17 protein-coding genes and 3 pseudogenes are annotated in these 18,798 nt (G+C 69.4%); 10 read left to right on the top strand and 10 right to left on the bottom strand.

All coding sequences use genetic code 11. The features are described from left to right. Positions 1 to 29: 29 nt before the first annotated feature. Genes ACIBA9_RS37240 through ACIBA9_RS37230 form a run of 3 tightly spaced genes read left to right on the top strand, consistent with a single transcriptional unit; the run spans position 30 to position 1,086 of the window. Positions 30 to 464: a hypothetical protein gene (locus ACIBA9_RS37240; protein ID WP_399370069.1), complete on the top strand. Its 435-nt coding sequence runs from the start codon at positions 30 to 32 to the stop codon at positions 462 to 464. A gap of 59 nt (positions 465 to 523) precedes the next feature. Beyond that, positions 524 to 829, top strand: a complete 306-nt coding sequence (locus ACIBA9_RS37235) for a DUF6247 family protein (RefSeq protein ID WP_399370103.1) — start codon at positions 524 to 526, stop codon at positions 827 to 829. Then, positions 826 to 1,086 (top strand): hypothetical protein, encoded by a 261-nt coding sequence (locus ACIBA9_RS37230; RefSeq protein ID WP_399370067.1) that lies wholly within the window; start codon positions 826 to 828, stop codon positions 1,084 to 1,086. The genes ACIBA9_RS37235 and ACIBA9_RS37230 overlap by 4 nt, the downstream gene beginning before the upstream one ends. A gap of 121 nt (positions 1,087 to 1,207) precedes the next feature. Here ACIBA9_RS37230 and ACIBA9_RS37225 read toward each other — a convergent pair whose 3' ends face one another. Both ACIBA9_RS37225 and ACIBA9_RS37220 read right to left on the bottom strand, forming a co-directional pair. Continuing rightward, on the bottom strand, positions 1,208 to 1,714 hold the full coding sequence (locus ACIBA9_RS37225; protein WP_399370066.1) for a hypothetical protein: 507 nt from the start codon (positions 1,712 to 1,714) through the stop codon (positions 1,208 to 1,210). Positions 1,715 to 1,856: 142 nt separating this feature from the next. Continuing rightward, positions 1,857 to 2,153, bottom strand: a complete 297-nt coding sequence (locus tag ACIBA9_RS37220; protein WP_399370064.1) for a hypothetical protein — start codon at positions 2,151 to 2,153, stop codon at positions 1,857 to 1,859. A gap of 411 nt (positions 2,154 to 2,564) precedes the next feature. On the opposite strand from ACIBA9_RS37220, the gene ACIBA9_RS37215 reads away from it, so the two are divergent. Both ACIBA9_RS37215 and ACIBA9_RS37210 read left to right on the top strand, forming a co-directional pair. Further along, positions 2,565 to 2,954, top strand: a complete 390-nt coding sequence (locus tag ACIBA9_RS37215; protein ID WP_399370062.1) for a hypothetical protein — start codon at positions 2,565 to 2,567, stop codon at positions 2,952 to 2,954. A 73-nt stretch (positions 2,955 to 3,027) separates the two neighbouring features. Next, positions 3,028 to 3,902 (top strand): annotated as a pseudogene (locus tag ACIBA9_RS37210) (IS5 family transposase). A 15-nt stretch (positions 3,903 to 3,917) separates the two neighbouring features. Here the strand turns inward: ACIBA9_RS37210 and ACIBA9_RS37205 are convergent. Further along, positions 3,918 to 4,853 carry an alpha/beta fold hydrolase gene (locus ACIBA9_RS37205; protein WP_399370060.1) on the bottom strand — a complete coding sequence of 312 codons (936 nt, stop codon included), beginning with the start codon at positions 4,851 to 4,853 and terminating at the stop codon, positions 3,918 to 3,920. A 107-nt stretch (positions 4,854 to 4,960) separates the two neighbouring features. On the opposite strand from ACIBA9_RS37205, the gene ACIBA9_RS37200 reads away from it, so the two are divergent. The 3 genes and pseudogenes from ACIBA9_RS37200 to ACIBA9_RS37190 all read left to right on the top strand — a co-directional run. Next, on the top strand, positions 4,961 to 5,563 hold the full coding sequence (locus tag ACIBA9_RS37200; protein WP_399370058.1) for a TetR/AcrR family transcriptional regulator: 603 nt from the start codon (positions 4,961 to 4,963) through the stop codon (positions 5,561 to 5,563). A gap of 347 nt (positions 5,564 to 5,910) precedes the next feature. Continuing rightward, positions 5,911 to 6,437 (top strand): annotated as a pseudogene (locus ACIBA9_RS37195) (leucine zipper domain-containing protein); the annotation flags it as partial. Further along, a pseudogene (locus tag ACIBA9_RS37190) lies at positions 6,437 to 6,574 on the top strand (IS701 family transposase); the annotation flags it as partial. The pseudogenes ACIBA9_RS37195 and ACIBA9_RS37190, both read left to right, overlap by 1 nt. A 23-nt stretch (positions 6,575 to 6,597) precedes the next feature. Here ACIBA9_RS37190 and ACIBA9_RS37185 read toward each other — a convergent pair. The 7 genes from ACIBA9_RS37185 to ACIBA9_RS37155 all read right to left on the bottom strand — a co-directional run bounded on the left by ACIBA9_RS37185 (position 6,598) and on the right by ACIBA9_RS37155 (position 16,331). Next, positions 6,598 to 9,513 (bottom strand): hypothetical protein, encoded by a 2,916-nt coding sequence (locus tag ACIBA9_RS37185; protein WP_399370057.1) that lies wholly within the window; start codon positions 9,511 to 9,513, stop codon positions 6,598 to 6,600. 83 nt (positions 9,514 to 9,596) lie between these two features. Further along, positions 9,597 to 11,411, bottom strand: coding sequence for a peroxidase family protein (locus tag ACIBA9_RS37180; RefSeq protein WP_399370055.1), 1,815 nt, complete (start codon positions 11,409 to 11,411; stop codon positions 9,597 to 9,599). A 47-nt stretch (positions 11,412 to 11,458) separates the two neighbouring features. Continuing rightward, a complete protein-coding gene (locus ACIBA9_RS37175; protein ID WP_399370053.1) occupies positions 11,459 to 11,848 on the bottom strand; it encodes a hypothetical protein in 390 nt (129 codons plus the stop codon). A 108-nt stretch (positions 11,849 to 11,956) separates the two neighbouring features. Continuing rightward, positions 11,957 to 13,120: a hypothetical protein gene (locus tag ACIBA9_RS37170; protein WP_399370051.1), complete on the bottom strand. Its 1,164-nt coding sequence runs from the start codon at positions 13,118 to 13,120 to the stop codon at positions 11,957 to 11,959. Continuing rightward, positions 13,117 to 14,541: a Dyp-type peroxidase gene (locus tag ACIBA9_RS37165; protein WP_399370049.1), complete on the bottom strand. Its 1,425-nt coding sequence runs from the start codon at positions 14,539 to 14,541 to the stop codon at positions 13,117 to 13,119. The genes ACIBA9_RS37170 and ACIBA9_RS37165 overlap by 4 nt, the downstream gene beginning before the upstream one ends. A 26-nt stretch (positions 14,542 to 14,567) precedes the next feature. Then, on the bottom strand, positions 14,568 to 15,842 hold the full coding sequence (locus ACIBA9_RS37160; protein WP_399370047.1) for a hypothetical protein: 1,275 nt from the start codon (positions 15,840 to 15,842) through the stop codon (positions 14,568 to 14,570). Positions 15,843 to 15,872: 30 nt separating this feature from the next. Further along, on the bottom strand, positions 15,873 to 16,331 hold the full coding sequence (locus ACIBA9_RS37155; protein ID WP_399370045.1) for a hypothetical protein: 459 nt from the start codon (positions 16,329 to 16,331) through the stop codon (positions 15,873 to 15,875). A 982-nt stretch (positions 16,332 to 17,313) separates the two neighbouring features. Between ACIBA9_RS37155 and ACIBA9_RS37150 the strand changes: the two genes are divergently transcribed. Both ACIBA9_RS37150 and ACIBA9_RS37145 read left to right on the top strand, forming a co-directional pair. Then, on the top strand, positions 17,314 to 17,529 hold the full coding sequence (locus tag ACIBA9_RS37150; RefSeq protein ID WP_399370043.1) for a hypothetical protein: 216 nt from the start codon (positions 17,314 to 17,316) through the stop codon (positions 17,527 to 17,529). 823 nt (positions 17,530 to 18,352) lie between these two features. Then, complete coding sequence (locus tag ACIBA9_RS37145) at positions 18,353 to 18,733, top strand: integrase core domain-containing protein (protein ID WP_399370041.1); 381 nt, start codon at positions 18,353 to 18,355, stop codon at positions 18,731 to 18,733. Positions 18,734 to 18,798: the final 65 nt, after the last annotated feature.

Below are 18,798 nucleotides of genomic sequence, written 5' to 3'. Positions count from 1 at the left end.
TCGACCGCGACAAGACCCACCTGACCGCCGTGGACGAAGAAGCCGTGCGCCTGGCCGACGTCCTGGAGGACCACCCGGGCACCGGCGACGTCACAGACGCCGACACCCGCGGCGACATCGTTTTCACCGCGGCCGGGCGCTCCTGGGTGCTCGACTTCCAGTCCGGCCCCGACGGCGAGGTCTTCCAGAACCCGACCGGCGCCCCGGCCCCGACCGACGGCCCCGGCGCCGACGTGCTGCGCGACGTCGTCGTCCCCGCGCTCCTGGCCCACCCCGCCTACCGGGCCGCCACCGCCGACGGCGACACCCTCACGGTCCACCTGGCCACCGGCCGCCACTACGCCCTGGCCCTCAGCCCCGCCGTCTGCCCCTGGTCGGCCCCCACGGGCCGGGCCCCGGCATCGCAACTGCCGGGGCCGGCCCTCGTGCCGCCCGCTCACCCCGTAGGAGGGATCTGCCCATGACCGCATCCACGGCGATCCGGCGCGCGTACCGTGAGGTGACGACCCGCCGGGAGGACCAGATGAGCGCGCAGCCCGACCACGCACCCGTCACGGCGTACGCCCCCGCGCCCGGGGCGCCAGCCGAACTCCTCGCCCAGCTGCGCGCCGACAAGCGCGCGAGCACGTGGGTGCCGGCCTTCGAGCGGGAGTGGACTGCTGCCCTCGAGGAATCGCGGCGCACGTTCTCCCTCGCCGGGCTGTACGAGGTCCTCCAGAACTGGCAGGGCCGCCTCGCCTCCGCCCCGGCCGTCGACGCCTTCGTCGCCTCCGGCTACGACGACAGCGACTTCATCGACATGGCGGAGCTCCGCAGGCGGCGCCGGTGACCGGACAGCCGTATGCGGTCCGCTTCTCCGTCCCAGCCGCGAAGGTCCTCGCCACCCTGCCCGAGCACATCGAGGACACGGTGTGGGACGTTCTGGACGCGGCCGCGGCCGATCCGTGGGGCTTTTGGCAGTGGAACACCGACGACCCCGAGGGCGAGGACGTCCGGCACGCCTCCGTCGGCCAGCTCTCCCTCACCTACTGGGTGAACCGGCCCCTGCGCCGCCTGTCCGTCCTCACCATCACCTGGCTCGGATAGTCACCCGGTGGCAACGCCCTGACCCCGGCATCGCAACTGCCGGGGTCAGGGCGTTGCCGATCGTAGCCACGGCCGTATCCACCGGTTGCCACCCGGGCGGCAACGCGTCTCCGCCTCGTAGTCACCAGCTGCCGCGGGGCCGTTCGGCGCCGAGCTGGACCTCGCGCCGGCGCTCCGGGCAGTCCGGCAGGCCCTCCACCCGGCGCGGTCTGTCGGCCTTCACCCAGTAGAACCCGCAGAGCGCCGTGTTCGAGTAGAGGTCCACCTGATCGTCCTCGGAGGCGTGCGAGCCGTGGCCCGGCACCATCCAGGTGAACGTCGCCTCCCCGTCGTACGGTGCGCCCGCCGGCCAGTCGTACACCGGCTCGGTCGTGGTGCAGCGAATCCGCAGATCAGGCTCCGTCCAGCACTTGCCGTACCGGATCTGCGAGCTGGCATCGACCGCGTCCGCGAGGCGCTCGAAGGACAGGTCGTAGTCCCGCATGTGCTCCCACGAGCCCGGCTCCTGCTCACGCACCAAGGAGCGGAACATCAGCAGCAGCCGCGCCAGGTCGTGTTGGTGGACCCGGACCGTGTGCGTCTGCGGGTCGTAGCCGTACGTCGGGTCGTGGGCGGGCTTCTTCGGCATGGGTCCTCGTTCGCATTGCACGGCTGTCAGCGCTCCGCCGTAGGGCCTGCGGTGCGGCCGGATGCTCAACGACACGGGCCCGCCGAAGCCATGCCGACCTCCGCCGTCCGTGCGCCGGCCGAACCGCCGTGGGCCTCGCGTCTCAGGCTGGCGGCGGCGTCTCGCCGGGCAGTTCCCCGGAGAAGGCCCACCACTGCTCGATGGTCCACACGGCGACGCTGGAGCGGTCGGTGGACATCCGCAGCCACACCTCCTCGCCGCCGGGCATGAGCGCCACCTCCAGGTGCGCCTCGTTCCACGTGCCCACCGGGTACATCCACTCGATGCCGTCGGGCCAAGTCCGCATCGCCACCGTGCGCACGCTCAGCGCGAAGGCGAAGGCGTCCAGCGCCGCCTTGGGTATCCGCACCTCCGCCGGCTCCCGCTCGATCCCCGCCACCTGGCCCCCTTCACCTCGTGCGCGGGCCCGCTGACCTGTGACAGCGAAGTTGGACGGTTTGCCACCGAAGTTGGACCAACGCTGTTTAGCGACGAGGAAGTTGGACCAACGCTGTATAGCGACGAGGAAGTTGGAGCGATTGGGGTGGGTGCATACTCAGTGAGGGTGCCTCGTTGGGGTGCTTCGCGGGATTTTGGCATGTGATCGTGTGGCTGGTTTCTACCGTCGCGGATGATGAGCCCGCCGAGGTGCGCGGGCGTTGAGGCGAGGGTGGGCGGTGGCGGTGCCGTCGTTGATGGCCGCGTTGCAGGCCAGAGCGGACAAGGCCCAGATGCGGGCCAGGCAGGACGGTGGCGGCGGGCCCACCGGATTTCCGGGCGGTCGGGCCGTCATGGTAACTAGGATTGACCCATGACTCGTCGACGTCATCTGATACTTCGTCTGTCACTGCCCCTGCCCCTGCTGTTGGCGTCCACGCTCTCCCTGGCGGCCTGCAGCTCGACGCCCTCCAAGGCCACGGTGGCGGCGCGCGGGTTTGCCAAGTCCTCCTGCGCCTCCCTGCAGCAGCTGACCGACCACCTCGCCCGCCCCCGGCCGTCGGATCTGACCGACCCCTACTACCGGACCGCCGAGCAGTACCTGAACACGGCGACGAACCGCGCCGCCGACGCGGCTCAACAGGACCACGACTACCAGGAGTTCGCCGACACCCTGCACCGGGCGGCCGTGACCTGGCAGGTCACCTTCACGCTGGACAAGGCCGAGCCGCTGATCCAGCAGGCGCGGAAGGAGAAGTGCTGACGCTCTCGACGTGAACTAGGGCCTGTCCGGTGGGTCCAGGTGACTGCCTTGCATTGCGATCGTTCCGTCCAGTATGGGGCGACGTGATCTGTCGAATGAGGAATGGGCCCGTCTGGGCCCTCACTTGCCGAAGAACGTTGGACGCGGAAGGCGTTGGAAGAACCACCGTCGGGTGATCAACGGGATCCTGTTCCGTCAGCGGATCGGCATCCCGTGGCGGGATCTGCCGACGCGGTTCGGGAAGTGGAAGACGGTACATGACCGGCATCGAAGGTGGTCGGCGGACGGCACATGGGACAGGATTCTGCGGGCCGTCCAGGCCGATGCCGACGCGGAGGGCCGCATCGACTGGTCCATGGCGAGTGTGGACTCCACCGTGCGCCGCGCCCACCAGCACGCCGCCGGCGCTCGCAAGCAGCCACCACGGAAACCCGGTACGCGCACCCAGCCCGTCCAGCATCACCCCGATGAAGCCCTCGGTCGTTCACGCGGCGGACTGAGCACAAAGATCCACCTAGCTGGTGAAGGCGGACTGCGACCTCTGGCGCTGCTGGTCACCTCCGGCCAGTGGGGCGACTCCCCACATTTGATCCCGGTCCTGGACCGAATCCGCGTTCCCCGCCCGGCAGGCGGGCACCCTCGCACCCGGCCGGACCATCTGAGTGGCGATAAAGCGTACAGCTCCCGCCGCAACCGCCGTTACCTGCGGCGCCGGCACATCAAACACACCATCCCCGAGCGCCGCGATCAGCGGACCTACCGCCAGAACCGCGGCAGCCGAGGAGGTCGACCCACCAGCTTCGACCGTTCACGCTACGCCCGCAGGAACGAGGTCGAGCGGACAATCAATCAACTCAAGAGCTTCCGGGCCGCAGCAACCCGCTTCGACAAGAGGGCCTTCATGGCACCGTGACGGGGGCCGCGGTCCGACTTTGGCTTCGCTCGTGACCCGCTGGGCGGTCCTCAGTGTGATGTCGGCAGGCCGAGGTCGGCGGCATTCATGAAGTCGAGCATCTTCCGGTTGGTCAGCTCCGCGTGGTCGATCTGCGGGCCATGGCCGGTCCGGGAGATGATCTCGGCCCTTGCGCCGGGGATCAGCCGGGGCACGCGTTCGACCTGCCTGTCGGGGTGCACCAGGAGGCTGCGCCTGCCGAGCACCAGGTACAACCGTGTGCGGATGGCCCCCAGTTCGGCGTCGGTGAGGGGTTGCGGCACGGGTCGGCGGATGCGGTAGGCGCGGACGCCGGTGCGGATCATGGTGCGCAGTTCCGGGACGACGAGGACGGGTTGTTCCAGCCAGGACGCGAGCCGTGGCCGCAGCGCCTTGGGGGCGAAGGTGGCGAACAGACTGGCGAAGATCCACACGAAGAAGCGCAGTCCCACCTTCTCCAGGCCCCCGGGGTCGAGCAGCGTGACCGAGGCGAGGCGTTCCGGTGCGCGGTATGCCTGGTTCAGGATGAGCCAACCGCCGTATGACGAGCCGAGGAGGTGCACGTGGTCGAGCCCGAGGCCGGCGAGTGTCTCGTCCAGCCACTGCGCGGCCCGCTCGGGCTCGTGGATGGGCGCGCGCTGCACGCTGCGGCCCGGGTCGCCCGGGGTGTCGATGGCGTAGACGGGCCGCTCGGCGCTGAGGGCCGGAGTGTTCGGGTACCACATGGCGGAGCAGGAGCCGGCTCCGTGGACGAGGACGATGGGGGTGCGCTCGCGGGCGGCCGGGTCCTCGGGGTCGTAGCGGTAGACGTGCGTGGTCCCGAAGGACGTCTCCACGTCGTGCTCCGCGGACGCGGGCGCGCCCAGCGCGTAGACCGCGTCGCAGGCCGCGAAGTAGCGATCGCGCCAGGCGTCGCTGACAAAGCGGCCGACATCGGGCTGGGAACGGGCTGTTGTGGGCTCGGGCACGGCCACCTCCTGGGCAGTCGATCTTTATGATACGAACGTACCACAAACATGGTACGGCTGTACCATCAAAAATCGGAGGCACGATCCGAGGAGTGGAGAGTGGAACCATGCCCAAGCGCGTGGATCACGAAGAGCGGCGCACCGAGATCGCGCAGGCCCTCGTCCGGGCCGCCGGACGACAAGGGCTGCACGCTGTGGGTATGCGGGACGTGGCGGCCGAGGCAGGCGTCTCACTGCGGCTGGTGCAGTACTACTTCGAGTCCAAGGAGAAGCTGCTCCTCTTCGGACTGCGGCATCTGGCCGACAGGTTCGGGGAACGGGTGACCGCCCAGATTCGCGCCGCCGATGGCAACCCCGGGCCGCGGGCGGTGATCGAGGCGCTGCTGACGGCCGCCCTGCCTGTCGACGAGGAGAGCCGCCTGTTCCATCACCTCTACACCTCGTACGCCGTGCTGTCGGTCACCGACGAAGCCCTCGCGGCCCAGCCCTTCATCAAGGATCCCGACACCGCCGAGACCACCCTCGCCGGGTTGCTGCAGCAGGCGGCGGACGCCGGTCTGCTCCAGGCCGGCACGGACACCCACTCCGAAGCGGTCGGCTTGCTGGCCATGTCCGCGGGGCTCGGCACCAGCGTCCTGGTGGGCCAGCGCGACGCCGACTCCGCCATGGCCGTCCTCCACTACCACCTGGACCGGATCTTCCGGCCCTGAAGCACGGACGCCGCCGCCCCGGGCCAGGACACCCAGGAGAAATCCTCGCCTTGCCGACCGTGCCACCCTGAGCTTCAGCTACGCCCACGAGACGTGGCGGACGATGCCTGTGAAGCGGCCTCCGCATCATGTGAGTTGCGAGGCGTCCGGGGTGCCGTGCGTTGCAGACCGTGGTCTACGGAGGCAGGCACTGCCCTTCAACTTGGCGGTCACGCAATCCATCGGACAGGCTCTAGTTGTGCTGTCCCGGGACGTTAGTGACACGCGGGCTGGGTGCTTGAACAGGTGAGGGCCTTCTGGGTTCGGTGTGGATTGCGACATCTACCGCCGACCGCCAGGAGGCCCTCGTGTCCCACCGTAATGCCCCGCTGACGCCGACTGGCAGGCTGCGTCTGGCCGGTGTGTTGTGGACGACGGCTGGCCCCTGCGAAGGGCCGCCGAACGCTTCCAGGTCAGCCCCACCACTGCAGCCCGCTGGGCGGGCCGTTACCGGCAGCTGGGCGCGAGCGGGATGCACGGCCGTTCCAGCCGCCCTCACCACAGCCCCTGCCAGACGCCCGCCGCGGTCGAACAGCAGATCGTGCGACTGCGGCGTGAGCACCGGATCGGGCCGGTGCGGCTGGCCGCCCGCGCCGGTGTCGCTGTTTCCACCGCCCACCGCATCCTCGTCCGGCACGGCCTGCCTGCCCTGGCAGCCTGCGACCGGGCCACCGGCGAACCGATCCGCCGCTACGAACGCGCCCGGCCCGGCGAGCTGGTCCACATCGACGTCAAGAAACTCGGCCGCATCCCCGACGGCGGCGGGCACCGCACACAGGGCCGTGCCGAAGGCCGACGCAACCGCACCGGGACCGGATACGCCTATCTGCACACTGGACCATCGCCGAATGGGCCGGCGAGGCCACTCCCGACGCCATGCAGCACCTGCTGAGCCGCGACAAGTGGGACGCCGACGCAGTCCGCGACGACCTGCGCGACTACGTGGTCGAGCACCTGCACGACGCCCAGGCGGCTCGTGGTCGACGAGTACGTTTTCAGGTCACTGTTCCGCCCGCCCTGCCGTCACGCACGGGTCCTGCTCCTCGGTGCCACGGCCTCCAATTGGGCGCGCTGCAGTCCATAGGGAGCAGTTCCGCCACCCGCAGGCCCATCCGGTGACCGAGTGCCTGGTAGGCGTCGAATCGCCGGCTGTCGAACCACTGGTCGCTGGTGCCGTCGTGCGGAAATTGTTGGTTGGACTGAGCGTAGGCGAGGAGTGCGTAGGGCATGTCGGGTGTCAGAGTGGCCCGGGCGACGATCAGCCGGCCCCGCGTCCCCAGCGATTGGCCGTGCTCGTCCACCAGCGCGCACGGGTAGACGATCTGGCCCTCGACCACTGTGTCGACCGAGAGCCGGAGATCGAGGGCGGCCAGTGGGTTGGGCGGGGGCGGCAGGCCCGCCTGAGGCGGCTGGGGTGTGAGGGGAGGCGCGCCGCCGGGAACGAGCTTTTGCCAGTCCTCGCGCTCGATCGTGATCTCGATGCCGAGCTCCTCCCGAGCCAGGGCGATGGCCTCGCCCAGGGCGGCAGCGAAGGCCCCGGAGCCCCCGCTGGCGTCCACGCACACGGCGGTGGTGACGCCGTGCCGGAGTAGTTCGACCAAGCCGAGGTTCTCGTAGTGCCCGCCGTCCGTGACCATTAGCATCCGGTCGTCCATCGGGTAGCGGCCGGACAATTCCCGCAGCAGGTACGGCAGGCGGCGGATGCCGGGCAACGGAGGCAGCCCCCAGTCGGCGCGCTCGTCCCAGAGAGCTCCCAGCGCACCGGGGTTGGGCAGCCAGGTGCCGAGCCGGGCGTTGGAGAGAGCGAACAGTGTCTGGAACGCGCGCGCCTGACGTCCCATGGCCGAGGCGAAGGCCGCACCGGAGACGGCAACGGCTGCCTCCACGGTCAGGTCCTTGCGGATGACCGGCCCGGCGCGGTCCCACAGGACGTCCGTCCGGGCGTACCCGACGTCGGGACCGCCGACGTAGTCGTATGACAGCGTGAACGACACCGCGTGCCGTCCTGGCGGTGTGCGGTCGTCGCCGGACAGGTTGGCCGCCGCGGCGAAGACGACCTGGGGGAAGCCGGGGCGCCGCCTGCCGTAGCAGGCAAGCGGCGTCGACTCGTCGAAGTCGTAGGGGACCGCCAGCTGTTCGCCGTCCGGGTCGGTCCTGCGGCGGACGGCGAAAGCGGTGGCCAGTCGGGCACGGTAGAAGGGGTGGAGACTCGTCCATGTCTGGTCGAGGCTCAGCGCGACCACGCCGAGGACGACGGGGAGGCCGATCTGGGCGGCCACCGGCCAGGTCCGTCCGACGTGGATCGCCGCGCCCAGAACGAGCAGGGAAGCCACTGCCACCACGAGGAGAACCACCCACACCAGCAGATACTTGGTGATGACAGGCACGGCGCGCACCAGTCGTGAACGCTTGACGGGCGCGACGGCGCGCTCGGTGGTCTCGATGCGCCGCCATGTGGTGCTGACCAGCACGGTGAGATAGGTGAGCAGCCCCACGGATCCACCGGTCACCGCGGTCGCCGGGGCATGAAACGTCCACAAACGCGCCGTCACCCACTCCAGGGCGGGGAGGACGACCACCACGACGGCCAGCAGCAGGCCCGCCATGACGAACGTGAGGAAGGCCTTTTTCAGCACGCCCGAGAGGAATTGCCTGGCGAAGAACAAGGACACCAGCCAGAGGAACCAGAACACGGCCGCGCAGCAGAACAGGGCCAGCAGGGCCCACAGCGGTGGCCCCCGGAAGCCCGGGAGCCGGGTCGGGTCTGCCAGCGGTACGAGGTGGTAACCCCAGCTCAGGGCGAGCCCCAAAACCAGCAGGGCGGCGATAAGCAGCCCCAGGGAGGCCAGCAGGCCCCGCAGGACGGCCCCGATGGCGGCCAGCCATTGGCCGGCGCCCTCCGCGACGTACTTCGAGTGCCGGCGTGTGTGGTCCTCTTCCGGCGTGCCGGGCATGAACACGTCTTCGGTACCGGCCCCGGCCCTGTACCGGCCCTGCCCACAACTCCGGCTCTCCTCGGCGAGCGCCAGTTGCAGGGCACCCGCGGTGTAGCCGCCTCCGGATACCGATACCAGGTAGCGCGCCCTGCGCAGCTGGGGCCGGAGCGCCTGCAGCGCGCCCAGGGTGACGCAGGCCGAGCGGATGCCGCCGCCCGAGACGCAGAAGCCGAGGCCGCCCTGTTCCCGGCCGGGCGGCACCCGGCTGCCGTTCTCCCAGCGGGCCTCCCTGGAAAACTCCGAACGCGCCTCCCCGGAAGGGGGAAGGTCACCGCGCCCCGTCCCCGGCCAGCGCCGTCGGCCCCGCTCCATCACGGGCCAGGGCGCGATGACATCGGGCCCCACGGGGCCGGAGCCGGTCCTGTGGCCTCTGTGCTCGCTCCCGCATGCGCAGGTGCTGTGACCCGTGTGCTCCCTGGTGTACCTGCGCCGGGCACAGCCGTAGAACACGGCCCGCTTGAGGATGATCGCGTCCACGACCGCGGTCACTGGCACGGTGAGGACGAGCAACAACCACTTGACCGTCGCGAAGCCCGCCGCCCATGCGAACGGCCAATCCGCGCCGCTCAGCCCATGCAGGAGCAGCAGCTTCTCGGTCACGGCGCACACACACGCTGCGACGACTGCGCCGATCCCGTACACGACCAGGCAGCGGTGTCTCATGCGCACCGCTATGGTGCGGCCGCTCAGCCACAACACGAGCACCGTGCTGACGGTGTACGCCCCGATGAGGACGAAGTCGGCCGTCAGTGCCGTGCGGAAGTCGGCCGTTCGGACGCCGACGATGGTGCGCGCCGCACGCGCGCTGCCGGCCAGTTGCAGCTCCGTGTCGTCGACGGCGGGGGCTTGGAGGCGGATCGAGAGCCCCGCTGCAAAGACGGCGAGGGCCATGAGGGCCAGGATGCAGCTGTGCACGGGCGACAGCGTGGCGGGGCGGGTGTCTCCCGGCGAGGCCGGCAGGCTGCGCGTCCCGTCGGCCGCCTCCTGTCTCATTGCTCTCACTGGCGGACCCCCACGGCGGACCAGGGAGCGAAGGCGTTGTCCACCGACCGCAGCGACGCTCGCAGCCCCGGGAAGTGCCGGAGCAAAACGCTGGTCATGCTGTTGTTCTCGATCCAGTCCAGGCCGGTCCGTGTGTACACCTGCGGCGTGTAGGCCGTGGTGAGGAACCGGTCGCTGTTGAGTCGGCGAGAGGCCATCAGGACGAAGATGCGGAAGGCCGTGTCGCTGAACGCGAAGCCCTTCGGGCGGGGTTCGGCGAACATGCCCACCGAGAGGTCGACACGCTCGATGTCCCCGTCGTAGACCCTGCGCAGTTCCTCGGCCCATACGGGGTTGTCCGTGAGGGTGTCGAAGTCCTTGGCAGGCAGGAGATGGAGCTGGCGCCGGAACTCGTTGTACCGGGGCACGCCCACCTCCCGCGAGCGCAGGATGTCGACGGCGCCCAGGTCCATGAGCTTGCCGTCGGGCCGTTGGAACTCCTGTAGGAATCTGGGGTAGTTGTGCAAGGTCACCAGGCCCGGGTGCGATGTGCCGAAGGAATAGAGCAGGTCGGTCAGGGAGTGCTTGCCGAGGACGTCGTACGCCTGCCGCCCCGTCAGTTCTGCGAAGGTGGCCTGCTGTAGGAGCGAGTCGTCGGCGGCAGACCTGAAGCTCCAGTCGTCGGGGATGAGGGGGTGCATACGGTAGACGGCGACGAACTCCTCCGTGAGGGAGTACGGGACGCCGAAGTGGTCCGTGCGGCCGCCCACGATGCCGCTGAGTACCTCGCTCCTGCTGAGACGGCCGAACATCTTGTGCAGGCGCTCGCCCAGCAAGCCGTACCAGTTGGCGTGCATGGCGGCGACGGTCGTCGGGTGGCTGATGACGGCGGGCGTCCATTCCACGGTGTGGATCTTGGCGATGAGCGCCGCGGTGATCAGCCGTGCCCGCTGGAAGAGCTCCTCGTCGGGCCACGTGGGGCAGGCGTCGTGCAACGCGTCGCAGATCGCGTTGTGTTCCAGTAGGAAGACCAGGTGCATCATGGCCAGTCCCAGCCAGAAGCCGGGAATGGCCGACGGGTCCTTGTCCGGGGCGTCCGGGAACGGCGAACCGTTGGGGACGCGGAGCCTGCCGCCTTCGCCGGTGCGCAGCGACCGCTGCTCGTCCAGGGTGTTTCCGTACAGTTGAGACGCGTCCCACCAGGGCGAGTTCTCGTTGAGGAAGGTCGGCGGCAGGCCGTCGTGCCCATCCACCCGGGTTGGGTCCGGGATGGTCCGCGGCACCAGCATCGGTGGTGCGGGCCACGGGTCGTCATCGGCCAGATCGATGCGCCAGGGGCGGTCCATGATGCCCTGGCCGTGACTGACCCAGTCCTTGATCATGAACTGGAGCCAGGCGGCGACCAGGGTGTTGACGGACTCTGCCGGTACGAAAGCGTGCCGGGTGAGCAGGGCCCGGCTCACCTCGCGAGGACTCGGGGAGAGAAGACGTGGCTCGGTTTCGGGGAAGGCCCGGTCCGGCGGCACGTTGCGGCCGAAGCGCGAACGGGCCATGCCCATACGGGGATCGGCCAGGTCGTTGTAGGTGCCGTCGGCTGTGCGTCCCGTGAGGCCTTGCATGTCCGGAGGGCCGACGGGCGGCAGGTTGCTCGACGGGTAGGAGCCGGTGTCGAAGAGGTTCTTGCGGCGCAGGTTGTCCCGCAGACCGATGAGGGTCAGCAGACCGAGGGGTTTGGGCAGGCGCTGCCAGCCGATCTTCTGGTCGACGGCGACCGCGAGTCGGTCGTGCAGCTGCACGAACCACGGGGCCCGGCCTTGTGGTGCTGTGCTCATGAGAGGTTCCTTCCGGCGTCCCGTTCCGGGAGGCGCGGCGTCCACCGTCAGCGGACGGCCGGCGGCCGGCCCCGCCACTCCCGGGCGACTAGTGTCAGGGCGACGTTGACCGTCGAGATTGCCGTGGTCGCAGCGGCCATGCGGCGCGGAAGCAGGCCCTCGCGGCCGGCGCAGGCGGCTGCCAGGGCGTCGCTCGCGTGGATGAGCGTGCCGGTCCGCAGCGCCCGGTCAAGGTCGTCCGTGTCCGCGGGGCACAGGAGTTGGGCGCCGATGACCACGGTGCGCACGCCGAACATGCGAAGCACGTAGACCAAGGCGGGCCGTCCGGGGTCAGCGCCCAGACGCCGGGCCATCACTCGCGGGGTCAGTAGCGCCGCTGCGCCGTTCACCAGTCGGATCACGGCCAGGGAACAGCGTGCGGCCGTCCGCACGTCCATCTCAGCGTCCCTTCCGGGCAGGAATCCAGGGAGTGTTCATTCCCTTTCCTTACGATATGAGAAACGGTCCTGGTGTGCGCGTCGGGGCCGCGGGGCGGCCGCCGTCCGTCATCCCTCCTCTCCGGGCTCCCGGTGTGGCGTGCCGTTCATGTCCTGTCTGAGCCGCGCGAGCTGCAGATAGATCGTGCGGCGGGCACGGTTCTGGTTGCCCAGCGGGCGGTGCTCGGGCACGGCGTGCCAAGGATTGAAGGACAGCCGGTCGGCACGGGTGAACTGGTCCGCCGGATCGCATTCCTGCCGGAGCAGGCGCAGGGTTGCCACCGGCACGAACGGCGAGAGGCGTTCGGGCCACACCACGGAAGCGTTCTCGACCGGCATTCGATGAGCGTCGGACTGCACCTGGACGAGAAAGTCGAAGTAGACGTCGCGTTCCCGCAGTGTGGCGGCGAGGGCCTGCTGCAGGTAGTCGTCGGGCGGGTGCCAGGGAACCCGGCTGCGGGTCCCGGCGCGGGGCACGAAGGAGTACTGCATGGCCTGGCCCGCCCCGAGGAGGTACGGTGCGCAGCTCCAGTAGCGGGCCTCCAGCGGGCTGGACTGGGTCTTCGCGTACAGCCCCTGCATGATCATGTCGCAGAGGTGCGGATGACGAGGGTCGAGGAAGTAAAGGACCGGAGTACCGGCGAAAACGTGCTGTTGGAGCCTGAGGTTCTCGACGACATCGGGCGTGGTGAAGGTCGGCGCGCTGATGCCGGTGAAGTCCTGGGTCCACCGCTCGTCGTCTAGCAGCTTCGCGCCGCCGACGCCGAGGAGTTTGACGCCGATGCTGAGGATCCCGTTGTCCTTGATGTCGGGCGGTGCGAGGGGGCCGGGACCCGCGAAGCGGACCCAGGCGCGGTAGGTGGCGGGGGTTCGGAACACGCCGTGCCGCAGCCGTGCGGGCAGGCCGTCCCGGACGGTGAAGTCCGCGTGGACGACCCCGTAGGTCTTGGTGTTGCCGGCTCGTTGGGCCTCCCCTGACCGGTACTGGCGCCGGACGAAGCGGGCCATCTGGCGTGCGATGGCCTCGGCGATTGCGGCCTCGTCCGGCACGGCACGCTCTTCGGCGAGCCCCAGGTGCTCGTCGCGGCGGCGTACGTTGATGCACCACTGCACGGCGGCCCGGACGGGACGCAGTAGGGTCCGGTCGAACAACGGTCGCACGTAGGGGTCGATGCGCCGCTCCAGCCGGACGCCTCCCAGGACCGCGTCGCTGAGTCGCTGCCCGGCACTCACTGTCGCTCACCTTCCGGTACGGCCGTGCAGAGGTAGTGCAGCGCCTTCAGGCCCGGGAGGAAGAAGTAGGCGCCGCCCTGAACGGTGACGAACTGGGGAAGACCGACGCGGCGGGTACGCAAGGGCCTGCCCTGCTCGGTGAACGTCGAACGGCGCTCCCGGCGCCCCGCGACGATCGGGTCGGGGCCATCGTGGAGCCCATTGAAGTTCGGGTTGTCGAGCCAGGTGTGCTGGATGAACTCGAACTGGCGGGAGATGTTGGCGTTCAGCCCGAGAAAATGCAGCCCGCGTGCGTCCAGGCCGCCCCCCGTGCCTTCAGGACCGTAGGGCCGGCCGCGGCGCAGCAGCCGGTGGCGGCGCCCGACGGCGACCGAATCGGCGGAGCCGGGGCGGGGATCGAGGGAGTCACGAGGGTTGGCCCGGCGGATGTGGGCCCCGAGCGGACAACTTAGACCCTCCGGATCCGTCGCGTGGTAGCCGAAGCTGTTGTCCGTCGCCAGGGCGGGGTCGTCGTGCTCGGGCGACCGGACCAGAGGAGCGCCGCCGGGCCAGCGTCCCAGCATGCGCGCGGCGAGCGCCTCCTGTGCGGCGGGGTCGCTGCTGCCGTCGGGGCGCCGTGTCTCCGCGTCGAGGTAGTCCCGGAAGGCCTCGACGTTCTGGCGGAGCTGCCGGAACACCAGGTAGCTGCCATTGCGTCCGAAGTCCGCACCGCCCTCGGGCGCGCGGGGCAGGACGCCGAGGGGGTCGTAGGCGAGCGGTAGCAGCGGGCGCTCGGTCAGCAGCCCGTACTCGTTGGGATAGCCGAGGACGAACTCCCCGGCCCTGACCACTTGCTCACCGTCCGTGTCCCTGTCGCGGCCCGTCGTTGCCTTGGGCAGCCCCTCGACGAGGGGCTGGGAAATGCCGTCGCGGAAGCCGAAGGGCTCACGGCCGATCAGCTCGACGGTGCCGAGCCGTACGGTCTCGGTGAACGCGCCGGGGGCCAGGACATCTCGCCGCGTCTCGGCCTCCAGCATCTCCAGCCGCCGCCCGTCGCGCGCGTAGAGCATCACCAGGACGTGCACGGGCGGACAGGCCGGGCCACCCCACTGCCAGGACCGGGGGGCGTTCTCCTCGACGTCCCCGAGGAAGCGACTGCGATCGGGGTCGGTCATGCCTACGACGAACTCGTACGGAAATCCGTCCAGTTCGGGTGTTTCCAATCCCAGGCGGCGCAGGCCGTCCGAGGTGAGGGCCACGTTGACCGCGGTGTCCGAGGGTTCGGCGAGGCCGTTCGTCACGCGGGGCGCCAGGCGCCCCAGCGCGGCACGGGCGGTGGCGGCCTGCCCGGCGGCGAGCACCAGGAAGCAGGCCGACGTCAGGGTGCGGTAGCCACGGGTGACCAAGCCCTGGATGTCGCCGAGTTCCAGCGGCATCGTCATGGTGTCACCCCTTCCTTCGCAGCTCTTCAGAACAGGGCGAGCCAGGCCTCCGTCTCGGCGGGACCGAGGTGCCCGAAGAGGCCTGCCCGGATGCGGGCGGCGATCTCGAGGTCGTGTGTGGTCGACGTGTCGTACGCGGAGTACCAGACCTGCGTAGGCACCTGGTGGCACCGCAGGTAGTTCTTGAAGGCCTGCTCGTCCCTGGCACCGTCCAGCACGAGCCAGCGCGCCCGGGGATAGCCGAGGCCGTTGCTGAAGACGGCGTTGAGCCCCCAGGCCACCTTGTCGATGAAGTCGTCCATGTAGCTTTCCAGGCTGCCGTCATAGTTGCTCGCGAAGATCACCCGTCGCTTCCCGTCGACGAACAGCCAACGCGCGAAGTGGATCGTCTTGACCCCGGCGAGGTTGCCCCGGTTGAAGACGTGGCGGACGCCGTAGTCCACGACGAACAGGACGGCAGTGAGGGTGATCCGACGGAACGGACCGGTCTTGATGGAGCCGACGGCGGTGAACGGGTTCTGCGCCACGAAATCCTCGTAGCCCGCAAGTTCACGTATGTGGTCGTGGCTCGGACGGGCATGTTCGGGCACATCGCGGCGTTCGTGCAGCCTGAGCAGGACGGCCCAGACCGGCAGGGCGATCATGAGAAGCGGCAGCAGCACCAGGCCGGCCAGCGGAACCACGACCAGGTGGGTGGCCCTGCGGATCCGCCATCCGAGCGGGGGTGGCGCGGGCCCAGTGCGAGCCCAGGCCAGGTCATCGCGACCGCCGACGTATTCCTGGATGGCGGCCCTGATCTCCACCGGGGTCCTGCCGGCCAGAGCCGGTCCATTCCGGTCGAGGAATTCCTCGATCACCTCGCGCAGCACGGCCTCCTGCTCGATCTGCTGCCGTCCCCTCCCGACGGTGTTGACGTAATAGGCGGCGCACGGCACCAAGTGGGAACGCAGCCAGCCGATCCGCGCCGCATCCGAGGAGCCGCCTGCCGGATATCCGGCGCAGTGCCCGAACACCCGGTCCAGGCCGTCGCTCGCCTCGCGGACGAGATCGGTGAGGTGCGCTTCCACGGGCCCGTCCACCTCACCCATGTACACGACGCTGGGCGGCATGCCCGCTGTGGGGCCGCCGGGTCCCTCGGGAACGAGGACGACACGTGCGAAGTGAATGTCCGGTACTTCGGCGAAGGGGAACAACTCCCCGGCCGTGCCCTTCCGGCCGGCCTCGTGCAGCAGTTCCCGCACCTCGGCGACTCGATCCGGCGGCAGGGCGGCCTGGACGGTGACCGCCGTCTGGTACGGCATCTTCAAGCACCTCCGCCACTGCCTGGGCCTTCAGGTCGGCTCATCTCCGAACGTCAGGATGAAATCCAGGACTTTGCGCCGCCCCCAGTAGACGTTGCCCAGGTACACTCCCTGCCCGACGCTGCGGATCTCGTCGCGGATCCAGTGGGCCACGAATGAGGTGTGCGTGTAGTCGAGGACGATGCACGCGCCATCGTCCGACCAGCTCGAGTCCCGGTAGACTCGCGCCCGCACCGCCCGGATCCCGAACGGTGTGACGAGATTGCGCAGTTCACGGCCATCGGGCTCGAAGACCTTACCCTGCCACGTGAGACGGCGCGCCAGCACGGCTGCCACGGCGTTCGTCTTCGGGCTGAGTCCCAGGAGTACCGTCCCCAGGCCCTTTCCCTGGGGAATCTCCCCGGGCGGGGAGACACGGAACAACCGGTCGAGCTCGGGCCGCGACATGCCCAGCAGCCGGTCGGCGCCGATGTCGGTTGCGTGGCTCATCGTGCACCTCCATGGGCCCACTGCCGTGGGCATGGGCACGTGTTTCCGTGCACTGTCGCTACGGCCATCCTATTTCGGCTCGTCCGTCCTCGGCATCCCGACAGAGCGGCGATTCGACAGCCGCACGTCGCACGCGCACGATGGGTGTGAGGGGCAGGCCCACTAAAGATGGCTGAATCGCGAACTATGCCATCAGCCATACGCAGGGAAAGGCCCTCGGCCAATAAGAAGCCCGCTGCAGCCCCAACCGGCCCGCGTCAGCAGCCTAGCCCGAATTGTTGACGCGGTAACGGCTACGCACATAGTTGATCGCGGCGCACATATCGGCGACCACGTCATACGGCGTCGTCGCCGTACCGGCCTGGTGGTGCTTCGCGAAGGTCGGCGGAATGACCTGCATCGCGCCGCGGGAGCAGTTCTCCCTGGCCGTCGGCCACGATCGGTCCGCGGTTGCACGCCTCAGGGACGAATTACCGGACGGGGGCGCCGAAGTCCTTGGCGGACTCGCTTCGGCCCCGCTGCGTGGAGGCGACGTCGACCAAGGCGCTCACGTATCTCACCAGCGGCGGCGGCACAGGCCAAGCCCAACACGACGGGCGAGGAGCGCGCAGCACTGGTATGCCTACGACCCGCCGGTCACCGGCAACGTGATCCACTGGCGGACGTCGTGCGGATGCTGCTGGTGCAGCCACGCCTTTAGTGCCGGGCGACGGCCTGTCGTCGTCATGTACGCGAAGGTCAGCCCAGCTTGCGGAACAGCCCCTCCTGCACCACGGACACGATCAGTTGCCCTTCGAGGTTGTAGATGCGGCCCCTTGAGCCTCCGCCAACTTGAAACCGCAGGCCAAAGAGCTGGTGTGACCGGCTCCCGGGGTGCTCGTGCTGGTCGTGGGCGGGAGTCTGCGAGGTAGATAGTCTGACGGAGCCGGACGGTTCGATGATTCCCGCGCGCCGGGCCGGGCGGCCTTCTGCGATCCCGTGCATGGATCCCGAGCTGCTGGAACGGATCACCGCGCGGCGCGTGGAGCTGGCCGAACTCGAGGAACAGCTGGCCCAGCAGCTGGCGGAGGTACAGGCCGAGCGGGACGAACTCGCCGTCGCCGAGCGGGTCCTTGAGCGGATGAGCGACAGCTCGCCGACGAGCGCGCCGCTGTCGTTCCGTCGCCGACACCGGGGCAGGTGGCCGAACAAGCGGTGATGCTGATCCCGCACCGAACGCCGGACATAGAGGAGACCATGCTTCCGGCGGACTTGTGGGGCGCGTAAAGTCATCGCCGCAGGTTAGGACGGTAGAGCGGTCCCGGTTGGGACCGTGTCCGCCGTGATCCTCTCGATGCTGTACAAGGTAGCCCGCAGGCTGCTGTCCGTCCCCGCAGTGCTGCTTCGCCGCGACACCTCGAAGGACGCCGAGTTGCTTGTCCTCCGCCACGAGAATGCGGTGCTACGGCGTCAGATCGCCAGCCGGTCCGCTACGAGCCCGCCGACCGGTTCTGGCTGGCCGCACTCTCCAGCCTGATACCCCGGCGCCGCTGGCGCGAGGTCTTCGCGGTCCCGGTACCCCTGCTGGGCTGGCACCGCAGGTTCATCGCCGCAAAGTGGGACTACAGCGTCCGACGCGGCCGCACCGGACGCCCGTCCACCAGGGCAGCGCTCAAAAAGCTGATCCTGCAGCTCGCTCGAGAGAACGCGGTGTGGGGACACAGGCGGATCCGGGGCGAACTGGCCCGACTCGGGCACCGCATCGCAGCCCCCACGGTATGGGAGATCCTCCACGCAGCGGGCATCGATCCAGCCCCGCGTCGTACCGGGCCAACCTGGCGAGAGTTCGTCACCAACCAGGCTCAGGGCATCATGGCCGTCGACTTCTTCCGCCTCGGCACTGCCCTCGGACGCCGACTCTACGCGCTGGCGTTCCTCGAACACGGCGCCCGACGCCTGTACATCGCCGGCGTCACCTCAAGCCCAACCCGTGAGTGGACGGTGCAGCAAGCGCGGAACCTGCCGCAGACCTTGGCACGCGCGTGGAGTCCCTGCACTTCCTGCTGCGTGACCGCGACGGCAGGTACGGCCAGTCCTTCGACGCCGTCTTCAAGGCCGAGGAGAGCGAGATCCTCCAGAGTGCGCCGCGAACACCTCGGCTGAACGCCCACTGCGAGCGGGTGATCGGCAGCACCCGGCACGAAGCCCTCGAACACGTCCTTATCCCGAACGAGGCCCACGCCCGGCACGTCTTGACCGCCTACGAGCGGCACTACAACGACCACCGCCCCCACCCGGCCCGCAACCAACGACCTCCGGGCGCCGACCAGCAGCCCATCACCGTGCACGAGCTCGAACACCGCAGGCTCCTACGCGCCCGCATCCTGGGCGGTGTCATCAATGAGTACCGATACGCGGCCTGACCTGCAGCGACGACTTTCCGAGCCCCACACGGTGCGTTGATCACTTGAGGGTGCCTTCGTTTGCC

The sequence above is a fragment of the Streptomyces sp. NPDC051452 genome (genome assembly GCF_044454765.1).
Taxonomy (GTDB): domain Bacteria; phylum Actinomycetota; class Actinomycetes; order Streptomycetales; family Streptomycetaceae; genus Streptomyces.
This window is presented reverse-complemented; position numbering and strand designations above follow the sequence as displayed.